The organism is Streptomyces sp. NPDC004266, assembly GCF_042874095.1.
Lineage (GTDB): Bacteria > Actinomycetota > Actinomycetes > Streptomycetales > Streptomycetaceae > Streptomyces.
Window position 1 is genome coordinate 101,134 of record NZ_JBIAMM010000020.1, and the last position, 19,195, is coordinate 120,328.

17 protein-coding genes and 1 riboswitch are annotated in these 19,195 nt (G+C 70.9%); of the genes, 4 read left to right on the top strand and 13 right to left on the bottom strand.

The window, feature by feature from the left end; all coding sequences use genetic code 11:
* Positions 1 to 100 precede the first annotated feature (100 nt).
* A complete protein-coding gene (locus tag ACFYUZ_RS35075; RefSeq protein ID WP_389316191.1) occupies positions 101 to 910 on the top strand; it encodes a PhzF family phenazine biosynthesis protein in 810 nt (269 codons plus the stop codon).
* Positions 911 to 962: 52 nt separating this feature from the next.
* On the opposite strand, the gene ACFYUZ_RS35080 is transcribed toward ACFYUZ_RS35075, so the two are convergent.
* Positions 963 to 1,754 carry a CPBP family intramembrane glutamic endopeptidase gene (locus tag ACFYUZ_RS35080; protein WP_389316213.1) on the bottom strand — a complete coding sequence of 264 codons (792 nt, stop codon included), beginning with the start codon at positions 1,752 to 1,754 and terminating at the stop codon, positions 963 to 965.
* Between the two features lie 120 nt (positions 1,755 to 1,874).
* Positions 1,875 to 3,374 carry a glutamate--cysteine ligase gene (locus ACFYUZ_RS35085; protein WP_389316192.1) on the bottom strand — a complete coding sequence of 500 codons (1,500 nt, stop codon included), beginning with the start codon at positions 3,372 to 3,374 and terminating at the stop codon, positions 1,875 to 1,877.
* Positions 3,375 to 3,853: 479 nt separating this feature from the next.
* Here ACFYUZ_RS35085 and ACFYUZ_RS35090 point away from each other — a divergent pair, with 479 nt between their 5' ends.
* Both ACFYUZ_RS35090 and ACFYUZ_RS35095 read left to right on the top strand, forming a co-directional pair.
* The gene (locus tag ACFYUZ_RS35090) at positions 3,854 to 4,444 is read left to right on the top strand and encodes a hypothetical protein (RefSeq protein WP_389316194.1); all 591 of its coding nucleotides are present in this window, start codon (positions 3,854 to 3,856) and stop codon (positions 4,442 to 4,444) included.
* A 332-nt stretch (positions 4,445 to 4,776) separates the two neighbouring features.
* The gene (locus ACFYUZ_RS35095) at positions 4,777 to 4,983 is read left to right on the top strand and encodes a DUF5999 family protein (RefSeq protein WP_017238438.1); all 207 of its coding nucleotides are present in this window, start codon (positions 4,777 to 4,779) and stop codon (positions 4,981 to 4,983) included.
* An 86-nt stretch (positions 4,984 to 5,069) separates the two neighbouring features.
* On the opposite strand, the gene gcvP is transcribed toward ACFYUZ_RS35095, so the two are convergent.
* Complete coding sequence (gcvP, locus tag ACFYUZ_RS35100; RefSeq protein WP_389316196.1) at positions 5,070 to 7,955, bottom strand: aminomethyl-transferring glycine dehydrogenase; 2,886 nt, start codon at positions 7,953 to 7,955, stop codon at positions 5,070 to 5,072.
* 179 nt (positions 7,956 to 8,134) lie between these two features.
* Positions 8,135 to 8,234, bottom strand: a riboswitch (glycine riboswitch).
* Positions 8,235 to 8,347: 113 nt separating this feature from the next.
* Here gcvP and ACFYUZ_RS35105 point away from each other — a divergent pair.
* Positions 8,348 to 8,722, top strand: a complete 375-nt coding sequence (locus ACFYUZ_RS35105; protein WP_389316198.1) for a PRC-barrel domain-containing protein — start codon at positions 8,348 to 8,350, stop codon at positions 8,720 to 8,722.
* Between the two features lie 54 nt (positions 8,723 to 8,776).
* Here ACFYUZ_RS35105 and ACFYUZ_RS35110 read toward each other — a convergent pair whose 3' ends face one another.
* The 10 genes from ACFYUZ_RS35110 to ACFYUZ_RS35155 form a co-directional block, all read right to left on the bottom strand.
* Positions 8,777 to 10,144, bottom strand: coding sequence for a DNA polymerase IV (locus tag ACFYUZ_RS35110; RefSeq protein ID WP_389316200.1), 1,368 nt, complete (start codon positions 10,142 to 10,144; stop codon positions 8,777 to 8,779).
* Between the two features lie 127 nt (positions 10,145 to 10,271).
* Positions 10,272 to 10,889, bottom strand: a complete 618-nt coding sequence (locus tag ACFYUZ_RS35115; RefSeq protein ID WP_389316202.1) for a MerR family transcriptional regulator — start codon at positions 10,887 to 10,889, stop codon at positions 10,272 to 10,274.
* A 192-nt stretch (positions 10,890 to 11,081) separates the two neighbouring features.
* Positions 11,082 to 11,555 (bottom strand): bifunctional nuclease family protein, encoded by a 474-nt coding sequence (locus ACFYUZ_RS35120; protein WP_030686418.1) that lies wholly within the window; start codon positions 11,553 to 11,555, stop codon positions 11,082 to 11,084.
* Positions 11,556 to 11,619: 64 nt separating this feature from the next.
* Positions 11,620 to 12,366: a MerR family transcriptional regulator gene (locus ACFYUZ_RS35125; protein ID WP_389316203.1), complete on the bottom strand. Its 747-nt coding sequence runs from the start codon at positions 12,364 to 12,366 to the stop codon at positions 11,620 to 11,622.
* Positions 12,367 to 12,396: 30 nt separating this feature from the next.
* Positions 12,397 to 13,338 (bottom strand): FHA domain-containing protein, encoded by a 942-nt coding sequence (locus tag ACFYUZ_RS35130; protein WP_389316215.1) that lies wholly within the window; start codon positions 13,336 to 13,338, stop codon positions 12,397 to 12,399.
* A gap of 82 nt (positions 13,339 to 13,420) precedes the next feature.
* The gene (locus ACFYUZ_RS35135) at positions 13,421 to 14,422 is read right to left on the bottom strand and encodes a DUF881 domain-containing protein (protein WP_389316205.1); all 1,002 of its coding nucleotides are present in this window, start codon (positions 14,420 to 14,422) and stop codon (positions 13,421 to 13,423) included.
* A 5-nt stretch (positions 14,423 to 14,427) separates the two neighbouring features.
* Entirely contained in the window at positions 14,428 to 14,760 is a 333-nt protein-coding gene (locus ACFYUZ_RS35140) for a small basic family protein (RefSeq protein ID WP_015032176.1), read from the bottom strand.
* Complete coding sequence (locus tag ACFYUZ_RS35145; RefSeq protein WP_389316207.1) at positions 14,757 to 15,686, bottom strand: DUF881 domain-containing protein; 930 nt, start codon at positions 15,684 to 15,686, stop codon at positions 14,757 to 14,759. Before ACFYUZ_RS35145 ends, ACFYUZ_RS35140 begins: the two co-directional genes overlap by 4 nt.
* Positions 15,687 to 15,786: 100 nt before the next feature.
* Positions 15,787 to 18,282: a sugar phosphate nucleotidyltransferase gene (locus ACFYUZ_RS35150; protein WP_389316209.1), complete on the bottom strand. Its 2,496-nt coding sequence runs from the start codon at positions 18,280 to 18,282 to the stop codon at positions 15,787 to 15,789.
* Positions 18,283 to 18,399: 117 nt separating this feature from the next.
* A complete protein-coding gene (locus ACFYUZ_RS35155) occupies positions 18,400 to 19,008 on the bottom strand; it encodes a CDP-alcohol phosphatidyltransferase family protein (RefSeq protein ID WP_030686439.1) in 609 nt (202 codons plus the stop codon).
* Positions 19,009 to 19,195: the final 187 nt, after the last annotated feature.

The following is a 19,195-nucleotide window of genomic DNA, read 5'->3' on the forward strand; positions in this document are numbered from 1 at the left end:
TCCCGCACCCCGACGTCCAGGACGACGCGCGGAAGAACCGGTCCAGTTCTCCGGGATTGGCCTTGGTCCGCGGTTTTCCGCCGCCGGTACGGTCGGTGCCATGCGCATCCGAATCGTCGACGCCTTCACCGACCGGCCCTTCTCCGGCAATCCGGCCGGGGTCCTGCTCCTCGACTCCTTCCCCGACGACGCCTGGCTCCAGAAGGTCGCCGCCGAGGTCAACCTCTCCGAGACGGCCTTCGCCCACCCGCTGCCCGCCGGCGGCGAGGCCGACTGGGCCCTGCGCTGGTTCACCCCGGCCACCGAGGTCGACATGTGCGGTCACGCCACCCTGGCCACGGCGCACGTCCTGCACACCACGGGCACCGCGACCGGCACCGTCCGCTTCGCGGCCCGCTGCGGCCTCCTGATCACCACGGCCGAGGCCGACGGGACGATCACGATGGACTTCCCGACCTCCTCCCTCACCCCGCTCCCCGTCCCCGAGGGCCTGGAGAAGGCGCTCGGCGCCGAGATCGTCGCCGTCCACGACACGGCCGACCACATCGGCGACCTCGTCGTCGAGCTGCGCGACGAGGCCACCGTCCGCTCGCTCACGCCGGACTTCGCCGCCCTGAAGAGCCTGTCCTCGCGCGGTGTCATCGTCACCGCCGCCGCCGAACGCCCGCACGACGGGTACGACTTCGTCTCGCGGGGCTTCTTCCCCGCCGTCGGCATCGACGAGGACCCGGTGACGGGCAGCGCCCACACCGCGCTCGCCCCGTACTGGTCGGCCAGGTTCGGCCGCGAGGAGCTCACCGGCTTCCAGGGCGGCGCCCGCACGGGCCTCGTCCGCACCCGTCTGAACGGCGAGCGCACCCTCCTGAACGGTCACGCCGTCACGGTCATCGAGGGCGACCTGCGGGTCTGACGCACGAGAGGGGGTGTGCGGCGGCCCCGCGCACCCCCTCCTCCGCGTCCGGTCACGCGGTGGGCAGCCAGCCCACCTTCCCGGCGAGCAGCCCGTACCCGACGAAGGCCACGATGTCGAGCAGCGCGTGCGCCGCGACCAGCGGCCCGACCCGCCCCCAGCGGCGGTACAGCAGCACGAAGACGACGCCCATCACCATGTTGCCGATGAAGCCGCCGACCCCCTGGTAGAGGTGGTACGAACCGCGCAGCACCGAGCTCGCCACCAGGGCGGCCATCGGCGTCCACTCCAACTGGCCCAGTCTGCGCAGCAGATAGCCGACGACGATGACCTCCTCCAGGACGGCGTTCTGCACCGCCGAGAGGATGAGCACGGGATACTTCCACCACACGTCGGGCAGCGACTCGGGCACCACCGTCAGGTTGAACCCGGAGGACCGCGCCGCCAGGTAGAAGGCGAGGCCCGCGCTCCCGATCCCGGCCGCGACCAGCGCCCCGCGCCCGAGGTCGGACCACGGACGGGTCCGGTCGAAGCCGATGGCCCGCAGTCCCCGTACCCCTGGTCCTTCCCGCATCAGCAGGTGGGCGACGAGCACGACCGGCACGAGCGCCGTGGCGATGTCGAAGAGCTGCCAGGACAGGTCGAGCCAGGGCCGCCCGGGGGCGTACGAGCCGTTGAGCTTCGCCGCCTGGTCCTTCAGGGCCCCCGGTCTGGTCAGCGAGCCGATGAAGCTGATGAGCGCGGACACCCCGCTCGCCCCGAGCGAGAGCGCGAGGACGATGAGCGTCTCGGAGCGCAGCACGCGGCGCGGCAGGCCTTGGGGGGGCGGGAAAGCGTCCCTCAGTCGTTGCTCCGACACCACACCTGTCTCCACTTCCCGTCGCGGGGGCACACGCCGTTCCGGTGGTCCCGGCCGCCCGGGACCACCTTGACATGATCGCCCATGCTCCCGACGGGTACGGGGTCAGCCGATCCCCACCGGCCAGGTGTGCACCGGTTCGCCCGCGAGCATGAGCGTCCGGTACCGCCGGGTGGTCGCCGCGAGGGCGGCCTCCCTGTCGAGGCCCGACTCCAGGGCCCGGTGGAAGGTGTCGGCCTGCCACGAGGCGCCGTTGACCCGCCGCAGACAGCGCTGCTCGATCACCCCGAGGTAGAAGTCCCGGTCCGCCGGCTCGATGTGCCAGGCGTCGAGGCCCGCCGCGGCGAGCGGCAGCAGCTCGTCGAGGACGAGCCGTACGGCCGGGAGGGTCGCGACGCCTCCGGCGCGTCCCGAACGGGGCCAGCGCAGCTCCGCCTCGATGCCGTGGCGGCAGGCGGTGTCGAAGTTGGCCTCGGCGTCCTGGAAGGTCATGCGCTTCCACACCGGTCGGGGGTCGTCGGCGAGGGAGCGGACGAGTCCGTAGTAGAAGGCCGCGTTCGCGATCACGTCGGTGACGGTCGGGCCCGCCGGCAGCACCCGGTTCTCGACGCGCAGGTGCGGGACGCCGTCGACCCATCCGTACACGGGCCTGTTCCAGCGGTAGACGGTGCCGTTGTGCAGGACCAGCTCCTGGAGGCGCGGCACCCCGCCGCGGTCGAGGACGAGCAGCGGGTCCTCCTCGTCGCAGAGCGGCAGCAGGGCGGGGAAGTAGCGGACGTTCTCCTCGAAGAGGTCGTACACCGAGTCCACCCACCGCTCCCCGAACCAGGTGCGGGGCCGTACCCCCTGGGACTGCAGCTCGGGCGGCCGGGTGTCGGTGGCCTGGGTGAAGAGCGGTGGCCGGGACTCGCGCCACAGTTCGCGGCCGAAGACGAAGGGGGCGTTGGCGCCGAGGGCGATCTGGACTCCGGACACGGCCTGCGCGGCGTTCCACACGGGGGCGAAGCGGGCGGGCGTCACCTGGAGGTGCAGCTGCACCGAGGTGCAGGCCGCCTCGGGCACGATCGACTCCGAGGTGCACAGCAGGCGTTCGACGCCGTGGATGTCGAGGGTGAAGTCCTCTCCGCGGGCGGCGAGGATCTGGTCGTTGAGAAGGGTGTAGCGGTCGTTGTCCGAGAGGTTCTCGGGGACCAGGTCGTGCTGGGCGAGCGTGGGCAGTATGCCGATCATGACGACGCCCGCGTCGAGTTCCGCCGCCTTGCGGTCGGCGTATCCGATGCCGGTTCCGATCTCTTCCGCGAGCCGGTCGAATACGCGCCCGTCGAGCTGGTGGGGCGCGATGTTCACTTCGAGGTTGAACATTCCGAGTTCGGTCTGGAAATCGGCGCTGGCGATCTTTTCGAGAACCGGTCCGTTGAGCATCCTGGGCAGTCCGTCGGCGCCGGCGAGATTGAGTTCGATCTCCACGCCCATGAGATTGCGCGGCCGGTCGAACCTCTTCTCCGCGAGGAGTCGCGCGAGTCCCGCGAGACACTGCTGGAGCTTTCTCCGGTACTGCTGCCGGTCGGACGGGCCGAACCCGTCGGCCACGACCTTCTCCCCCATCGAAGCGTCCCTCCCCGAGTGGGCAGCCGCCGGGACGGCCGCGCGTCACGGACGATGATGCCCACCCCGCTGATCCACAACGCCTGCGGAACCGGCCTGTCGGAGGATAGGCTGGAGTGAGCACCCCACCGGCACATCCCGAGGGCAAGGAACAAGCGACATATACCAATGTCGTATTTACCGGGGCCCCGGATCGGAATTCAGCCGTCCACCTTCGCGAGGAATACGCAGGTGGGAGCGGTATCGTCCTCGTGATTCCGCTTCAACTCCCGGTGATTACGGCCTGATGACGCCTTGTCAGGAATATCCGCGAGGTCTAGCGGAAACACTGTGTGAACACGTGTCGTATAAACTCCGCGGACGAGGCAGAGTGTTGGCGCCCGGCCATGGCCCCATGGCCCCTCTCTGGCCCCGCCGCCGACAGCGCCGTCGTACCTGCCCACGCATCACCGTGTCTCCTGAGTGAGAGGCGACCCACCATGCTCCGACCCTCCCCGGCCCCTGCGCCGGCCCTCCGCAGCGTCCTCGCGGCCCTCGGCTCACCGACCGCCGTCCGCGAGCCGCGAACTCCCGCGCTGCGGGCAGCACAGGGACCGCTGAGCCCCGAACACGCCCTGCCCGTGCACGTCCTCGACGTCGCCGGAGCACCGGGGCTCGCACCCCGCATCCGGCTCGTCGGCTGGCGCTTCCTGATCCGGAGCGGGGACCGGGCGATCGCCGCCGCGGACACCATGCTCACCGCCGACGGCTGGGCCTTCTCCCACTTCTTCGAAGGCCCGTACGTCTCCGCAACGGAACGGGCCCTGCTCCAGGCCGAGGCCCTGCCCGTCACGTACCGGCCGAGGCTGCTCTCCGTACCGGAGCTCTACATGCTGACCCTCTGGCTGCACTCCGGCCCGGAGACGGACGGCGCCGCCGACACCCCGGCCGCCGCCGATCTGATGGTGCCCCTGGCCCCCGCACCCCCGGGGATCGCGGCCCACCGCCCGTACCAGGTGTCCGACCTCCTGCCCGTGATCAGCACGCGTCTCGCGCCGCCGCCCCTCCTGGGCTCGCCGGCGCCCGCCTGAGCCGGCACACGCGCGTCCCCGCCCCGTGACCCGGCCGGGTCACGGGGCGCACTCCTGTCCGATCCGCGCGCCCGAACGCGCCTCCCGAACGCCCCTCCCGTACGGACTAGCCCGCTCGGACCACCCCGAACCACCCGAAGAGACGGTGCAGTTGACCTGAACCGCCCCTGCGGGTGATGCGTCTTCCCAGGAGAGGACGAGCTGTCGCGAAATACCTGCGGAAGACCGTCCGTGGGGCAAGACTGGGAACGGAACCGAACCGACCGACGGGGGCGGCCATGAGCGCGCAGAGCCGCAGGACATCCACCACGACGCAGCGAAAGAACCCACCCATGTGCCAGCATCAGCCTGCCTGTCCCACCGCCGACTCCGCCGACCGGGAGGCGGCCCGACTGATGGCACACCACCCGGAGCAGGGCTGGAGCCTGCTGTGCAACGGCGTCCTGCTCTTCGAGGACACCGGAGAACTGCTGCCGGACGGGCAGATCATCGCCCCGCACCGGCCGCTCACCGCGGGACAGGTGACGACCGCCGCCTGAGAAGGGCGCGGAAGGACGCCGTACGAGGGAGAGAACGCCGAGGGCCGGCCCGGAGGAGATCCTCCGAACCGGCCCTCGGCGCGTGATCAGTTGTCGTACTCGTCCAGCGGCGGGCAGGAGCAGACCAGGTTCCGGTCGCCGAAGGCACCGTCGATGCGGCGCACCGGCGGCCAGTACTTGTCGGCGGCCGAGACCCCGGCCGGGAAGACGGCCTCGTCGCGGGTGTACGGGTGGTTCCACTCGCCGCCCAGCGCGGCCGCGGTGTGCGGGGCGTTGTGCAGCGGGTTGTCGTCGGCGGGCCACTGGCCCGAGGCGACCTTCTCGATCTCGCCCCGGATCGCGATCATCGTGTCGCAGAAGCGGTCGAGCTCGGTCAGGTCCTCGGACTCGGTGGGCTCGATCATCAGCGTGCCGGCCACCGGGAAGGACATCGTCGGCGCGTGGAAGCCGTAGTCGATGAGGCGCTTCGCGATGTCGTCGACGCTGACGCCGGTGGCCTTGGCCAGCGGACGGATGTCCACGATGCACTCGTGCGCGACCAGCCCGTTCGGACCGGTGTAGAGCACCGGGAAGTGCGGCTCCAGGCGCTTGGCGATGTAGTTCGCCGCGAGCACCGCGACCTGGGTGGCGCGCTTGAGGCCCTCGCCGCCCATGAGGCGCACGTACGACCAGGAGATCGGCAGGATGCCCGCGGAGCCCCAGGGGGCGGCCGAGATCGGGCCGACGCCGGTCTCCGGGCCCGCGGTGGGCTGGAGCGGGTGGTTCGGCAGGTACGGGGCGAGGTGGGCGCGGACGCCGACCGGGCCGACGCCGGGGCCGCCGCCGCCGTGCGGGATGCAGAAGGTCTTGTGCAGGTTCAGGTGCGAGACGTCGCCGCCGAAGTGACCGGGCTTGGCCAGGCCGACCAGCGCGTTGAGGTTGGCGCCGTCGACGTACACCTGACCGCCGGCCTCGTGGACCTCGGCGCAGATGTCGGCGACGTGCTCCTCGAAGACGCCGTGCGTGGACGGGTAGGTGATCATCAGCACGGACAGCTCGTCGCGGTACTGGGCGATCTTGGCGCGCAGGTCCTCGACGTCGATCTCGCCGTCGTCGGCGGTCTTGACGACGACGACCTTCATGCCGGCCATCACCGCGGAGGCGGCGTTGGTGCCGTGCGCGGAGGACGGGATGAGACACACGGTGCGCTGCTCGTCGCCGTTGGCGCGGTGGTAGGCGCGCACGGCCAGGAGGCCGGCGAGCTCGCCCTGCGAGCCGGCGTTCGGCTGGATCGACACCTTGTCGTAGCCGGTGACCTCGGCGAGGCGCTCCTCCAGCTCGGTGATGAGCGTGACGTAGCCCTGCGCCTGCTCGACCGGGGCGAAGGGGTGGATCTGGCCGAACTCGGGCCAGGTCACCGGCTCCATCTCGGTGGTCGCGTTCAGCTTCATGGTGCAGGAGCCGAGCGGGATCATGCCGCGGTCGAGCGCGTAGTCACGGTCCGCGAGCTTGCGCAGGTAGCGCAGCATCGAGGTCTCGGAGCGGTGCGCGTGGAAGACCGGGTGGGTCAGGTACGCGTCGGAGCGCAGCAGACCGGCGGGGAGGGCGTCCTCGGTGCCGGCGTCCAGGGCCTCGACGTCGGCGGTGACGCCGAAGGCGCCCCAGACGGCGGCGAGCTGCGCGCGCCCGGTGGTCTCGTCGCACGAGATCGAGACGAGGTCGGCGTCGACGCGGTAGAGGTTCACCCCGGCCTCGCGGGCGGCGGCGACGACCTCGTCGGCCTTCCCGGGCACGCGGACGGTGAGGGTGTCGAAGTAGGAGCCGTGCACGACCTCGACGCCACCGGCGGTGAGGCCCGCGGCGAGGAGCGTGGCGTACCGGTGGGTGCGCTCGGCGATCTGCTTCAGACCGTCCGGGCCGTGGTAGACGGCGTACATGCCGGCCATGACGGCGAGCAGCACCTGGGCCGTGCAGATGTTGCTGGTGGCCTTCTCGCGGCGGATGTGCTGCTCGCGGGTCTGCAGGGCCAGGCGGTAGGCGCGGTTGCCGTCGGCGTCGACCGAGACGCCCACGAGACGGCCGGGGAGGGAGCGGGCGTGCTTGTCCTGGACGGCCATGTAGCCGGCGTGCGGGCCGCCGAAGCCCATGGGGACGCCGAAGCGCTGCGTGGTGCCGACGGCGATGTCGGCGCCCAGCTCGCCCGGCGAGGTGAGCAGGGTGAGCGCGAGCAGGTCGGCGGCGACGGTGACGATCGCGCCGAGCTCATGCGCGGCGTCGATCAGCGGCTTGATGTCGCGGACGGCACCGGAGGCGCCGGGGTACTGGACGAGCACGCCGAAGACACCGCGCTCGGCGATCTCGGCGGGGATGCCCTCGCTCAGGTCGGCGACGACGACCTCGACGCCGGTCGGCTCGGCGCGGGTCTCGATGACCGCGATGGTCTGCGGCAGGGCGTCGGCGTCGACGAGGAAGACACCGTTCTTGACCTTGCCGACACGGCGGGACAGCGCCATGGCCTCGGCGGCGGCGGTGCCCTCGTCGAGGAGGGAGGCGCCGGAGGTGGGCAGACCGGTCAGGTCGGCGACCATGGTCTGGAAGTTCAGCAGGGCCTCCAGGCGGCCCTGGGAGATCTCCGGCTGGTACGGGGTGTAGGCCGTGTACCAGGCCGGGTTCTCCATCACGTTCCGGAGGATGACCGGCGGGGTGAAGGTCCCGTAGTAACCGAGGCCGATCATCGGGGCGAGGACCTGGTTGCGGTCGGCGAGCGTGCGCAGCTCGGCGAGGACCTCGGCCTCGGTGCGCGCGGCCGGCAGGCCCAGCGCCTCGGCGTTCTTGATCACGTCCGGCACCGCGGCGGCCGTGAGCTCGTCGAGCGAGCCGTAACCGACCTGGGCGAGCATCTTGGCGCGCGCCTCGGCGTCGGGCCCGATGTGCCGCTGCTCGAACGGAATGCCCTGTTCGAGCTCGGAGAGCGGAGTGCGGTTGGCGGTCATGTACGGAGGCCTCCTGGTCGTCACGACCTGCGAGGGGCACCACGGCGCGGGTGCCCGGACGGCCTCCCCCTCTGTCATCTCAACCTGAGAGTTTCACCGGCACGCCTCGCGGCCCGCCGGCTTTCACCGTCGGTGAGAGCGGAATGCCGTCGGACATCCGCTCTGCTTTCCAGAGTGACCTCGTCCGCGCGGTACAGGGGCCTGAGAGATTCCGGGGAGGATTTGCTCCTTCGGCGCCCACCGGAAGGTTTCTCCGGGGGACTCTCCCGCACGGGGTCGACAGCCACAACCAGCCTACCAGCGAGGTTGCGGCTTCCATCGCTCAAGTGGCCGACATCCCAGATGTGCACTTTCGTAGGGGTGTAGAGCAGTTGCGACCAGTTGGAGGGACCGTGCAGACCGATATCGATCCGCGCAGCCTGATCGGCCGCAAGGCGTTCGACCGGAACGGGCACAAGATCGGAACCGTGGACGAGGTGTACCTGGACGACGCGACCGGCATCCCCGAATGGGCCGCGGTCCGCACCGGGCTGTTCAGCCGGGACGCCTTCGTCCCCCTGGAACCGAGCACCCTCCTCGACGACGGCCTCCACATCCCGTACGAGCGGGCGCTCATCAAGGACGCCCCCGACTTCGGCGTGGGCCGCCACCTCTCCCCCGAACAGGAACTCCAGCTCTACCGCCACTACAGCCTCGCCCTGCCGCCCCCGCCCTCCGACGTCCCGGACAAGGACTTCGGCCGCCTGGCGGGCCAGGACGGCGCCTGACGGCCCCACGGGCCGGCGACCACGGAAGGACCCGCACCGCCCCGCCGGTGCGGGTCAGGCCACCGTGGCCCCCCGCACCAGCGGCAACGGCTCCGACGGCTCCAGCTCGGGGTCGTCCACGGAGAACGTCCGCACCCGCCCGGGCCCGGACCACGGCTCCTCGAACCGCACCGTGACCCGCCCGACCCCGCTCCCCTGGACCCACCCGGCCCCGTGGACCGCGTGCCGCACGTCGTGCCCGGGCGCCCAGTCCCTCTCCACGGGGCCGTGCTCCCCGGCATCGACGACCTCCTCCGCCTCGGCCACGGCCCCCGCCTCCGGCTCCGCCCCGGAGTCCGCCGCGGAGTCGGCGACCGCCTGGGCGAACAGGTCCTCCTGCGTGTAGTCCGCGAGCCCGCTCACCCCCACCCCGAGGAGTCGCACGCCCCCCGTCGTGTCCACCGCCTCCAGGAGCCGCCCCGCCGCCTCCCGCACGACGGCCGGGTCGTCCGTCGGGCCCCGCAGCGTCTCGGACCGGGTGAGCGTCGAGAAGTCGTACCGCCGCACCTTCAGGACGATGGTCCGCCCCGAGTGCCCCGACGCCCTCAGCCGCCCCACGCACCGCTCCGCGAGCCGTTCCACCTCCAGCCGGATCCGCACCCGGTCGTGGAGGTCCACGTCGAAGGTGTCCTCGACCGACACCGACTTGGCGTCCCGCTCGGCCACCACGCGCCGGTCGTCGTACCCCTGGGCCATCCGGTGCAGGGAGGTCCCGTGCGCCCGCCCCAGGAGCCGTACGAGCTCGTCCTCGCCCGCCTCCACGAGGTCGGAGACGCTGGTCATCCCGGCGCGCCGCAGATGCTCCCCGGTGGCCGGCCCGACCCCGGGCAGGATCCGCACCGACCGCGGTCCGAGCAGCTCCCGCTCGGTCCCGGGCTCGATGAGGACGAGCCCGTCCGGCTTGGCCTCCTCGGAGGCGATCTTCGCGATCATCTTGGATCCGGCGAGCCCCACCGACCCGGTCAGCCCCGTCGTCGCGAGGATGTCCACCCGCAGCCGCTCCCCCGCGGCCCGGGCGCTCGCGCTGTCGTCGGCGACGCCGCCGGCCTCGAGGTCGACGAAGGCCTCGTCGAGGCTGAGCGGCTCGACGAGCGGGGAGAGCCGCCGGAGCAGCTCCATGACCTGCTCGCTGATCGAGCGGTAGAAGGCGAAGCGCGGCACGAGATAGGCCGCGTTCGGCGCGAGCCGCCGCGCCTGGCCCATCGGCATGGCCGAGTGCACCCCGAAGCGACGCGCCTCGTAGGAGGCGGTGGCGACCACGCCCCGGGGCCCGAGGCCGCCGACGATCACGGGCTTTCCGCGCAGGCTGGGCTTCGACGCCTGCTCGGCGGCGGCGAAGAAGGCATCCATGTCGAGATGCAGGATCGTGGGCGCGGCTCTCACAGGTCCGATGCTGCCTCACGCCACTGACAACGCCCCCGCCGAACTCCCGGAGACCCCGGGCCGCCCCCTGCGGGCGAGGCACGCCCGGACCGCGGAAGCCGTCGGAGCACCCGGACCGGGGACGTCCTCAGACCGCCCTGTCGCGCCGCCGGCGCGCCAGCTCGTCGCCGGGGTTGTGCCCGACCAGCGTCTCGCCCGTGTCGACGCGCTCCCCGTGGAGCTGCGAGAGCGCGGCCTCGACGTCGCGCCAGACCACCCCGACGGCGATGCCGAAGACGCCCTGCCCGCCCTGGAGGAGGTCGACGACCTCGTCGGGCGAGGAGCACTCGTAGACCGTGGCCCCGTCGCTCATGAGCGTCATCCGCTCCAGGTCCCTGAAGCCCCGGGCGCGCAGGTGCTGCACCGCGGCCCGGATGTTCTGCAGCGCCACCCCGGTGTCGAGGAAACGCTTGACGATCTTCAGCACGACGACGTCGCGGAAGCTGTACAGCCGCTGGGTCCCCGACCCGTACGCGGGCCGCACGCTCGGCTCCACGAGTCCGGTGCGCGCCCAGTAGTCCAACTGGCGGTAGGTGATCCCGGCGGCCGCGCAGGCCGTCGGTCCGCGGTAGCCGATCGCCGCGTCGGCGATGCCGACGCCGGTGTCCGTCCCGAAGTCGCCCACACTGCCGTGAAGCGGATACGGCGCGCTCTCTCCGGACGCGCGTCCGAGGGAGCTCCCTGCCGTACCGTCCGCGCTGCTCATCACGCCGACCCTCCGTCCTTGACCTGCCCACACGAAGGTAGGCAGTCACTCGGGGTGCGTCAACGATCGCCACACTCGGCACGCCGAGTGATAATCACCCTGAGAGTGGTTTCGCGTGTCCCTCTCCCGGGAAAGGCTACTCGAATGCTCTGACGGCACCCCGCGGACGGCCTCCGGCCGCGCCGCCGCGCCTCACTGACTGCTGCTTCCGAAATCCTCCGGTGAGATCTGGTCGAGGAACTCGCGGAACTTCTCCACCTCGTCCTCCTGCTCGTCCGGGATCGCGATGCCGGCGTCGTCCAGCACGCCGTCGCTGCCGAAGATCGGCGTCCCGGTCCGAAGGGCCAGCGCTATCGCGTCCGACGGCCGCGCGCTCACCTCGACGCCGCTGGCGAAGACCAGCTCGGCGTAGAAGACACCGTCGCGCAGATCCGTGATGCGGACCTCGGTGAGCTCCTGTCCCACGGCCTCCAGCACGTCCTTGAACAGGTCGTGCGTCAGCGGCCGCGGCGGGGCCATCCCCTGCTGGGCGAAGGCGATCGCGGTCGCTTCCCCCGGTCCGATCCAGATGGGGAGGTACCGATCGCCTCCCACTTCACGCAGGAGCACGATCGGCTGGTTGGAGGGCATTTCCACCCGGACACCCACAACGTCGAGCTCGTTCACACAGCAACCCTAGGACGTGCCCGACCGGTTTGGATAGTCGGGCCCCGCCGGACGCCTCACCGGGTCACTGGAGCCGGATCCCCAGGGCGCTCTGGACGAGGGCCGCGTGCAGCCGCACCGACTGCGCGGCGAGCTCCTGCGCGGTGGCCTCCGCATGGGCTCTGGTCTGCGGGTTACGGTGCCGGCGCAGCGGCGCGACCACCTGCTCGATCAGCCCGGCCTCCCGGTCGGCGGCCGCCTTGACGGCCCGCAGGTGCCGGGGCTCCAGACCGAATCTCCCCAGATCCGCGACAAGTCTGGCGACGGTGACGGCGTCGGCGTCGTAGCCGCCGCCCTCCGCCTCGGCGATCAGGCCGTACGACTCCCACTCGGCGAGCTCGGCCTCGCTCACCTCGGCGGCGGCGATCAGCTCGGCCCGTCCGAGCCGCGCGACGGTCGGCGTCTCCGCCTCGTCCTGCTCCCAGGCCCCTTCCAGCAGGTCCCGCCGGCGCCCGGGCGCCGGGAGCTTGATCTCCTCGCCCCGCGCGAGGGCGTCGAGGTGCTCACGGATGACCTTCAGCGGAAGGTAGTGGTCCCGCTGCATCCGCAGGATGCGGGCGAGTCGCTCCACGTCCTCCGGGCTGAACTTCCGGTACCCGGAGGCCGTCCGCCGGGGCTCGACCAGCCCCTCGGCCTCCAGGAACCGGATCTTGGAGATCGTCACTTCGGGAAATTCGTCGCGCAGCTGGTTCAGCACCGTGCCGATGCTGACCAGCCGGTCGCCCGCGGCGGCGGTGCCGGATCCGGCACCGCCCGTCGGTGTTCGCAGCATGGACCTTCCCTGAAGGGATTCCCCGAGGCGTCACACGCCTCGCTGGCTCGAGTAGAAGACCAGCCGGTACTTGCCGATCTGCACCTCGTCGCCGTTGGACAGGACGACCGAGTCGATCGGCTCACGGTTGACGTACGTGCCGTTGAGGCTGCCGACGTCCGCGACGGTGAAGCTGCCGTCCTGCGCCCGCCGGAACTCGACATGCCGCCGGGAGACCGTGAAGTCGTCCAGGAAGATGTCGCTCTGCGGGTGACGGCCGGCCGTCGTCAGCTCGCCGTCGAGCAGGAACCGGCTGCCCGAGTTCGGCCCCCGGCGCACCACGAGGAGCGCGGAACCGGAAGGCAGCGCCTCCACGGCCGCCAGCGCCTCGGGAGACAGCGACGGAAGGGCGGTCTGACCTGTGACCTCCGCGTCGTACGCCTCGATCCCCGAGATGGAGATCGTCGACGTCGTCTCCGACGCACGCTCGGCGGCGACCCCGCCCCGCAGCGGCGTACCGCAGTGGGAGCAGAAGCGGCTGTCCGCCGCGTTGCGGTGACCGCACCTCGTACACACCGGCATGGACGCATCCTCCTGCCGCGGCTGCCCCGCGGAGGTCTGTGTCGCGTACGGGTCGGGCGCAAACCCTCCACCCGTACTTGAGGTTGATGGTTCTCCGAAACCTATGCGGGCGGCCCCGGCGGGGTCAACAGAAGACGCGCCCTGCGTGCCCGGAATGTCACCGCCCCGACCGTCGACCTCGTCACGGAAGAGCGGGCGCTCGCCACCCTGCTCCTCGCTCTGGGCGTGGCGCGGCGCGGCGTGCCTGGCGTTGCCGCCGTCCTCGCGTGCGCTCTTGCCGAACAACTTCGCAAACAACTTCACGGGCGATTCCCCTTGACCGAAACAGACCCGCCCGTGGGGCAGGACGAACCGAGATCCTTCACACCTGCCGACCCGGACACCTTCACAACGTCCGTATCCTCCGGACAGTTTCCACCACGCACCACCCTTGTGGTGCGCCGACCCCCCGCAACGTCATGCCCTTGTCGCGGGAACCCCCTCGTCCCCGCTCTCACTGGGAGGACGACTGAGCGTAGTCAGGCCGCTTCGCGGGTCGCAAGGCGTCGACGACGATCTTCGCCGACCGCTCCACCGTGGCTGTGGCCTGCTCCTTCTCCAGGGTCTGCACGACACCGCCGGGGATGTTGAGCGCGGGCTCGAGATCCTCCGGCTTGCCGATGACCTTGAAGACGTACGGAGCGGCCACCTTCGTTCCATCGATCCGCATGTCGTCACCGCTACCGGTGAAATAACTGTCCGCGACGACCCGGACGCCGTTCACCTGGATCGCCTCGGCACCCGCCGCACGCAGCTCCTGGATGGCGTCGAGCAGCATGTCCGACTCGACCGCCCCGGCGGGATCCCCCACCGTGAGGGTGATGCCCGGCCCCTCGGCGGCGACGGTGCCGGCCAGGATGCCGAGCTGCTGCTCCTTCTCCTGGGTCTGCTTGCGCGCCTCCTCGGCCTGGTCCGAGCTGGACTCCAGCTCGGAGCGCTGCTTCTCCAGGCGGGCCTTCTCGTCCTCCAGGCGCTGCGTGCGGTCGTCGAGTTCGTCGAGGATCCGCACGAGGTCCTCCTGACGTGCCCCGCGCAGCGCGCTGTTCTCGCTCGTCGAGGAGACCTGGATGGCCAGTCCGAGACCGAGGACGAACAGCAGGAGGGCGACGACGAGTTGGGCCCGGGTCACCCGCGGCGGCCACAGGGCGGAGGCGAGTCTCCGCCGTCCGCTCGGCTCGGCTGCGGGCGGCGCGGTCACGGCCGGCGGCCCCGCCACGACGGGCGCCTCGGGCGTGACGGGCGCCTGAGGCGCCTCAGGCGGCCGGACGGCCTCGCCCCGCTGCTCGGGCTTCGCGCTCTCGGGAGCCTCGGGCCTGCCGGCCCCGGGGGCCTCGGGGGTCTCGGGCTTCTCGGGCCGCTCCGGGTTCTGAGAGTTCCCGGGGTTCTGAGGGTTCCCGAGGTTCTGAGAGTTCTCGGGGTTCTGAGAGTTCCCGGGGTTCTGAGGGTTCTCGCTCATCGGCCTCACGCCCGGAAGACGTGACGCCGGATGGCGGCCGCGTTGGAGAAGATGCGGATGCCGAGGACGACGACCACACCGGTCGACAGCTGCGCGCCCACGCCCAGCTTGTCGCCGAGGAAGACGATCAGCGCGGCCACGACCACGTTGGAGAGGAACGAGACCACGAAGACCTTGTCGACGAAGATCCCGTCCAGCATGGCCCGCAGGCCGCCGAAGACCGCGTCGAGGGCGGCGACCACGGCGATCGGAAGATAGGGCTCGACCACCGCCGGAACCTCGGGGCGGACCAACAGTCCGACCACGACTCCGACGATCAGGCCCAGTACGGCGATCACGATGTGCCCTTCCCTGTGTCGGCCGTGGCCCGACCGGAGGGCGTCGCCGCCCCGGCCCCCCTCGGCTCTGCGGTACGTACGGTCAGGCTGGGCGCGGCCGGCAGGCGCACGTCGCCCTCGACCGAGATCCTGCTCCTGATCCCGAAGTTCTCCACCAGCGCGTGCAGGTACTGCCCGTCGGCGCTGTCCTGGAACGCGGTGCTCAGCCTCTGCCCGTCCCCGATCGCGAGGACGGTGTACGGCGGCACCAGCGGCTTGTTGTCGACCAGTATGGCGTCACCGGCAGCCCGGATCGCGGACAGCGACGTCAGCCGCTGCCCGTTGATCGCGACAGCCTCGGCGCCCGACTCCCACAGCCCGTTGATCACCCGCTGCATGTCCCGGTCGCGGACCCGGCCCGTGTCGGAGAAGCCCGCGCTCTCCCGCGGTCCGCCGCCACCGGTGTCGGTGCCCTTGGCGTCGTCGACGACGAGCCTCACCCCGGGGCCGTGCACCGGCGTCGCGCCCGACAGCAGGGCCGCGAGCTCGGCCTGGTCCCCGCCGTGCTGCTGCAGGGCCTGCCGCTGGCGCTCCCCGACCTCGGCCCGGATCCGCTCGACGTCCTCCTCCAGCCGGTCGGCCGTGGACGTCTCCTTGTCGATCCGGTCGATCAGGTCCTGCCGCTCCTTGGCGACGACCGGCGCGGAGATCCGCGCCTCGGCCGCGCCCACGGTCACCACGACGGCGGCGAGCAGGAGACCCGCGGCGACGCCCAGTTTGGCCCGCAGGTTACGGGGCAGCCCACCGCCCTCGGCCGCTCGCCGGGCCGTCGCCTCGGCGTAGCCGTCGTCGAGCGCGTGGTCGATCACGTTGTTCAGCAGCGACATGGACGCGTCCGGGCGCGGCGGCGACGAACCGGTGCTCCGAACGGGGGGCTGCTGCGACATGCCGCACATCGTCGCACGTCGCACGGCCTACCGCCGAATGGCCCCTCCGTACGGCCGGGAGGCGCCCCGTGGACGCCTCCCGGCCGAACCGCCCGAACCGTCAGCGACCTGCGCTGTCGACCACCTCGGCCCACTCGTCGAGCAGGGCCTGCGCGGAGGCGTCGTCGGGCCCCTCCGCCCACAGATGGGTGACGGCCTCGGCGGGGTCGGGCAGGACCATCACCCACCGTCCGTCGGCCTCGACCACCCGGACTCCGTCGGTGGTGTCCACGGAGCGGCTGCCCGCCGCCTCGACCACCCGGCGCATCACCAGTCCCTTCACCGCCCACGGGGTCGCGATGTCCTTCTTCAGGACGTGCGCCCGCGGGATCCGGGCATCGATCTGGCTCAGCGTGAGCTGCGTCCGCGCCACGAGACCGATCAGCCGCACGAAGGCGGCGGCCCCGTCGAAGACGCTGCTGAACTCGGGCACGATGAAGCCGCCGCGCCCGTCACCGCCGAAGATCGTCGACTCCTCACGCCCGACCCGCGTGAGGTCGTCGGGCGAGGTGGTCGTCCACTCGACCTGGGTGCCGTGGTACGCGGCGACCTGCTCGGCGATCCGCGTGGTCGTCACCGGCAGCGCGACCCGGCCGGACCGCCGCTCGGCCGCCACCAGGTCGAGCAGCACCAGGAGCGCCCGGTCGTCCTCGATGATCCGCCCTCGCTCGTCCACCAGCGAGAGCCGCTCGCCGACGGGGTCGAAGCGCACCCCGAACGCGGCGCGCGCCGAGGCCACGATCTCCCCGAGCCGTACGAGCCCGGCCCGCCGGCTCTCGGCCGACTCGGTGGGCCGGGACTCGTCGAGTCCGGGGTTGATCGTCAGCGAGTCGACCTGGAGCCGCCCGAGCAGACTGGGCAGCACGAGGCCGGCGCTGCCGTTGGAGGCGTCCACGACGACCTTCAGACCGGCTTCCGCGATCCCCGTCGTGTCGACGTTCCGCAGCAGCGAGCCGGTGTACGAGTCGAAGACGCTCGCCGGGAAGGACAGGTCGCCGATCTCACCGGGGAAGGCCCGCCGGTACTCCTGGCGCGCGAACACCCGGTCGAGCTTCCGCTGCTGCGCCTGCGAGAGGTCCGCCCCGCGTTCGTCGAAGAACATGATGTCCACGGAGTCCGGCACCCCGGGCGAGGTTCTGATCATGATTCCGCCGGCGCTGCCGCGCGCGGTCTGCTGCCGCGCCACCGGCAGGGGAACGTTCTCCAGGTCCCGTACGTCGATGGCGCTGGCCTGCAGCGCGGAGATCACCGCCCGCTTCAGCGCCCTGGCGCCCCGGGAGTGGTCACGCGCGGTGGTGACGGTCGACCCCTTCTTCAGGGTCGTGGCGTACGCCCCCGCCAGCCGGACGGCCAGCTCCGGGGTGATCTCCACGTTGAGGATGCCGGAGACCCCGCGCGCCCCGAAGAGATGGGCCTGTCCTCGGGACTCCCAGATGACGGAGGTGTTGACGAAGGCGCCGGCCTCGATCGTCTTGAAGGGGTAGACGCGCACGTTCCCCTGCACGATCGATTCTTCGCCGACGAGGCACTCGTCCCCGATGACGGCGCCGTCCTCGATCCGGGCGGCCCGCATGATGTCGGTGTTCTTCCCGATCACACAGCCCCGCAGATTGCTCTGCTGCCCGAGGTAGACGTTGTCGTGGACGACCGCCTTGTGCAGGAAGGCACCGCTCTTCACGACCACGTTCGAGCCGATGACGGTGTGCTCACGGATCTCGGCGTTCGCCTCGACCTTGGCGTAGTCGCCGATGTAGAGCGGTCCGCGGAGCACGGCGTCGGGATGTACCTCGGCGCCTTCCGCGACCCACACCCCGGGCGAGATCTCGAAGCCGTCGAGGTCGACCTGGACCTTGCCCTCCAGGACGTCCGCCTGGGCCTTCACATAGCTCTCGTGGGTGCCGACGTCCTCCCAGTAGCCCTCGGCGACATAGCCGTAGATCGGCTTGCCCTCCTTCATCAGCTGCGGGAAGACATCACCCGACCAGTCGACCGGCACGTCCGCCTCGACGTAGTCGAAGACCTCGGGCTCCATCACGTAGATGCCCGTGTTGACGGTGTCCGAGAAGACCTGGCCCCAGGTGGGTTTCTCCAGGAAGCGCTCGACCTTGCCCTCTTCGTCGACGATGGTGATGCCGAATTCCAGCGGATTGGGCACCCGTGTCAGACAGACCGTGACGAGGGCGCCTTTCTCCTTGTGGAAGGCGATGAGATCGCTGAGGTCGAAATCGGTGAGCGCATCGCCCGAGATGACGAGGAAAGCGTCGTCCTTCAACGCTTCCTCGGCGTTCTTCACACTTCCCGCTGTACCGAGTGGCTTTTCCTCGTTGGCATACGTGAGCTCCATCCCGAGCTCTTCTCCGTCGCCGAAGTAGTTCTTGACGAGCGACGCGAGAAACTGCACGGTGACGACGGTCTCATTGAGACCGTGCCTCTTGAGCAGTCGTAGGACGTGCTCCATGATCGGCCGGTTGGCCACCGGCAGAAGAGGCTTGGGCATGCTCGAGGTCATAGGGCGAAGGCGGGTTCCTTCGCCACCGGCCATCACGACGGCCTTCATGTCGGAAGCGTCCTCCTTGAAGAGACGACGGTCCAGCCGACTTCACCTGTCTGTTCAGGGGCCCCTCGGACGTCCTCGTTGTTGCCGGCGACGCTGCTCGACACAGGACAGACGGGCTCAATCGGCCGCGGTATCCGCCTTCACGAGTCGACGGACCTGGACCACGTAGAGGATCCCTGCCCACCAATACAGAGTTGTACCCCATCCGGCGAAGGCCCACCCGAAAACTTCAGCGAGTGACGAGAGCCAGCCCGTTCCGTCACTGAGAAGCAGCAGCGGGAAGGCGTACATCAAGTTGAAAGTCGCAGCTTTGCCGAGGAAGTTCACTTGCGGCGGCGGGTAGCCGTGCCGGCGGAGGATTCCCACCATCACGAGCAGCATGGCCTCGCGTGCCAGGAGCGCGGCGGTCAGCCACAGAGGCAGGATCTCCCGCCAGGTGAGCCCCACGAGAGTGGACAGGATGTACAACCGGTCGGCGGCGGGATCGAGCAGCCGGCCGAGGCTGCTGATCTGGTTCCAGCGCCGGGCGAGCTTCCCGTCGAGATAGTCGCTGACGCCGCTGAGCGCCAGGACGAGAAGCGCCCACCCGTCACTCTTGGGCCCGCCGAACTCCGGACGGAGAATCAGCCACAGAAACAGCGGCACGCCGACGAGGCGCGCCATGCTGAGAATGTTGGGGATGGTGAGGACCCGGTCGGTCTGAACTCGAGTCTCCTGGACCTCCACCCGGGGGCCTCCTGCTGGAACGGTGCCGACATTGCCCCCCGACCTTACCCTCAGCCACCAGGCGGGGGCGCACAGGGTCCCCTCCGGCCCCGGAACGCAAAAATGCCTCAACCCCCGGACGGAGTCCGGGGGTTGAGGCTAAAAATTGTTCGGCGGCGTCCTACTCTCCCACAGGGTCCCCCCTGCA

Excerpts from the sequence above, each read along its gene's own strand:
- ACFYUZ_RS35095 (WP_017238438.1), top strand. The coding sequence starts at position 4,777 with ATGTGCCAGCATCAGCCTGCCTGTCCCACCGCCGACTCCGCCGACCGG.
- ACFYUZ_RS35145 (WP_389316207.1), bottom strand. The coding sequence starts at position 15,686 with ATGTCGCAGCAGCCCCCCGTTCGGAGCACCGGTTCGTCGCCGCCGCGC.
- ACFYUZ_RS35150 (WP_389316209.1), bottom strand. The coding sequence starts at position 18,282 with ATGAAGGCCGTCGTGATGGCCGGTGGCGAAGGAACCCGCCTTCGCCCT.
- ACFYUZ_RS35115 (WP_389316202.1), bottom strand. The coding sequence starts at position 10,889 with ATGAGCAGCGCGGACGGTACGGCAGGGAGCTCCCTCGGACGCGCGTCC.
- ACFYUZ_RS35075 (WP_389316191.1), top strand. The coding sequence starts at position 101 with ATGCGCATCCGAATCGTCGACGCCTTCACCGACCGGCCCTTCTCCGGC.
- ACFYUZ_RS35090 (WP_389316194.1), top strand. The coding sequence starts at position 3,854 with ATGCTCCGACCCTCCCCGGCCCCTGCGCCGGCCCTCCGCAGCGTCCTC.
- ACFYUZ_RS35135 (WP_389316205.1), bottom strand. The coding sequence starts at position 14,422 with ATGAGCGAGAACCCTCAGAACCCCGGGAACTCTCAGAACCCCGAGAAC.
- ACFYUZ_RS35085 (WP_389316192.1), bottom strand. The coding sequence starts at position 3,374 with ATGGGGGAGAAGGTCGTGGCCGACGGGTTCGGCCCGTCCGACCGGCAG.
- ACFYUZ_RS35125 (WP_389316203.1), bottom strand. The coding sequence starts at position 12,366 with ATGCTGCGAACACCGACGGGCGGTGCCGGATCCGGCACCGCCGCCGCG.
- gcvP (WP_389316196.1), bottom strand. The coding sequence starts at position 7,955 with ATGACCGCCAACCGCACTCCGCTCTCCGAGCTCGAACAGGGCATTCCG.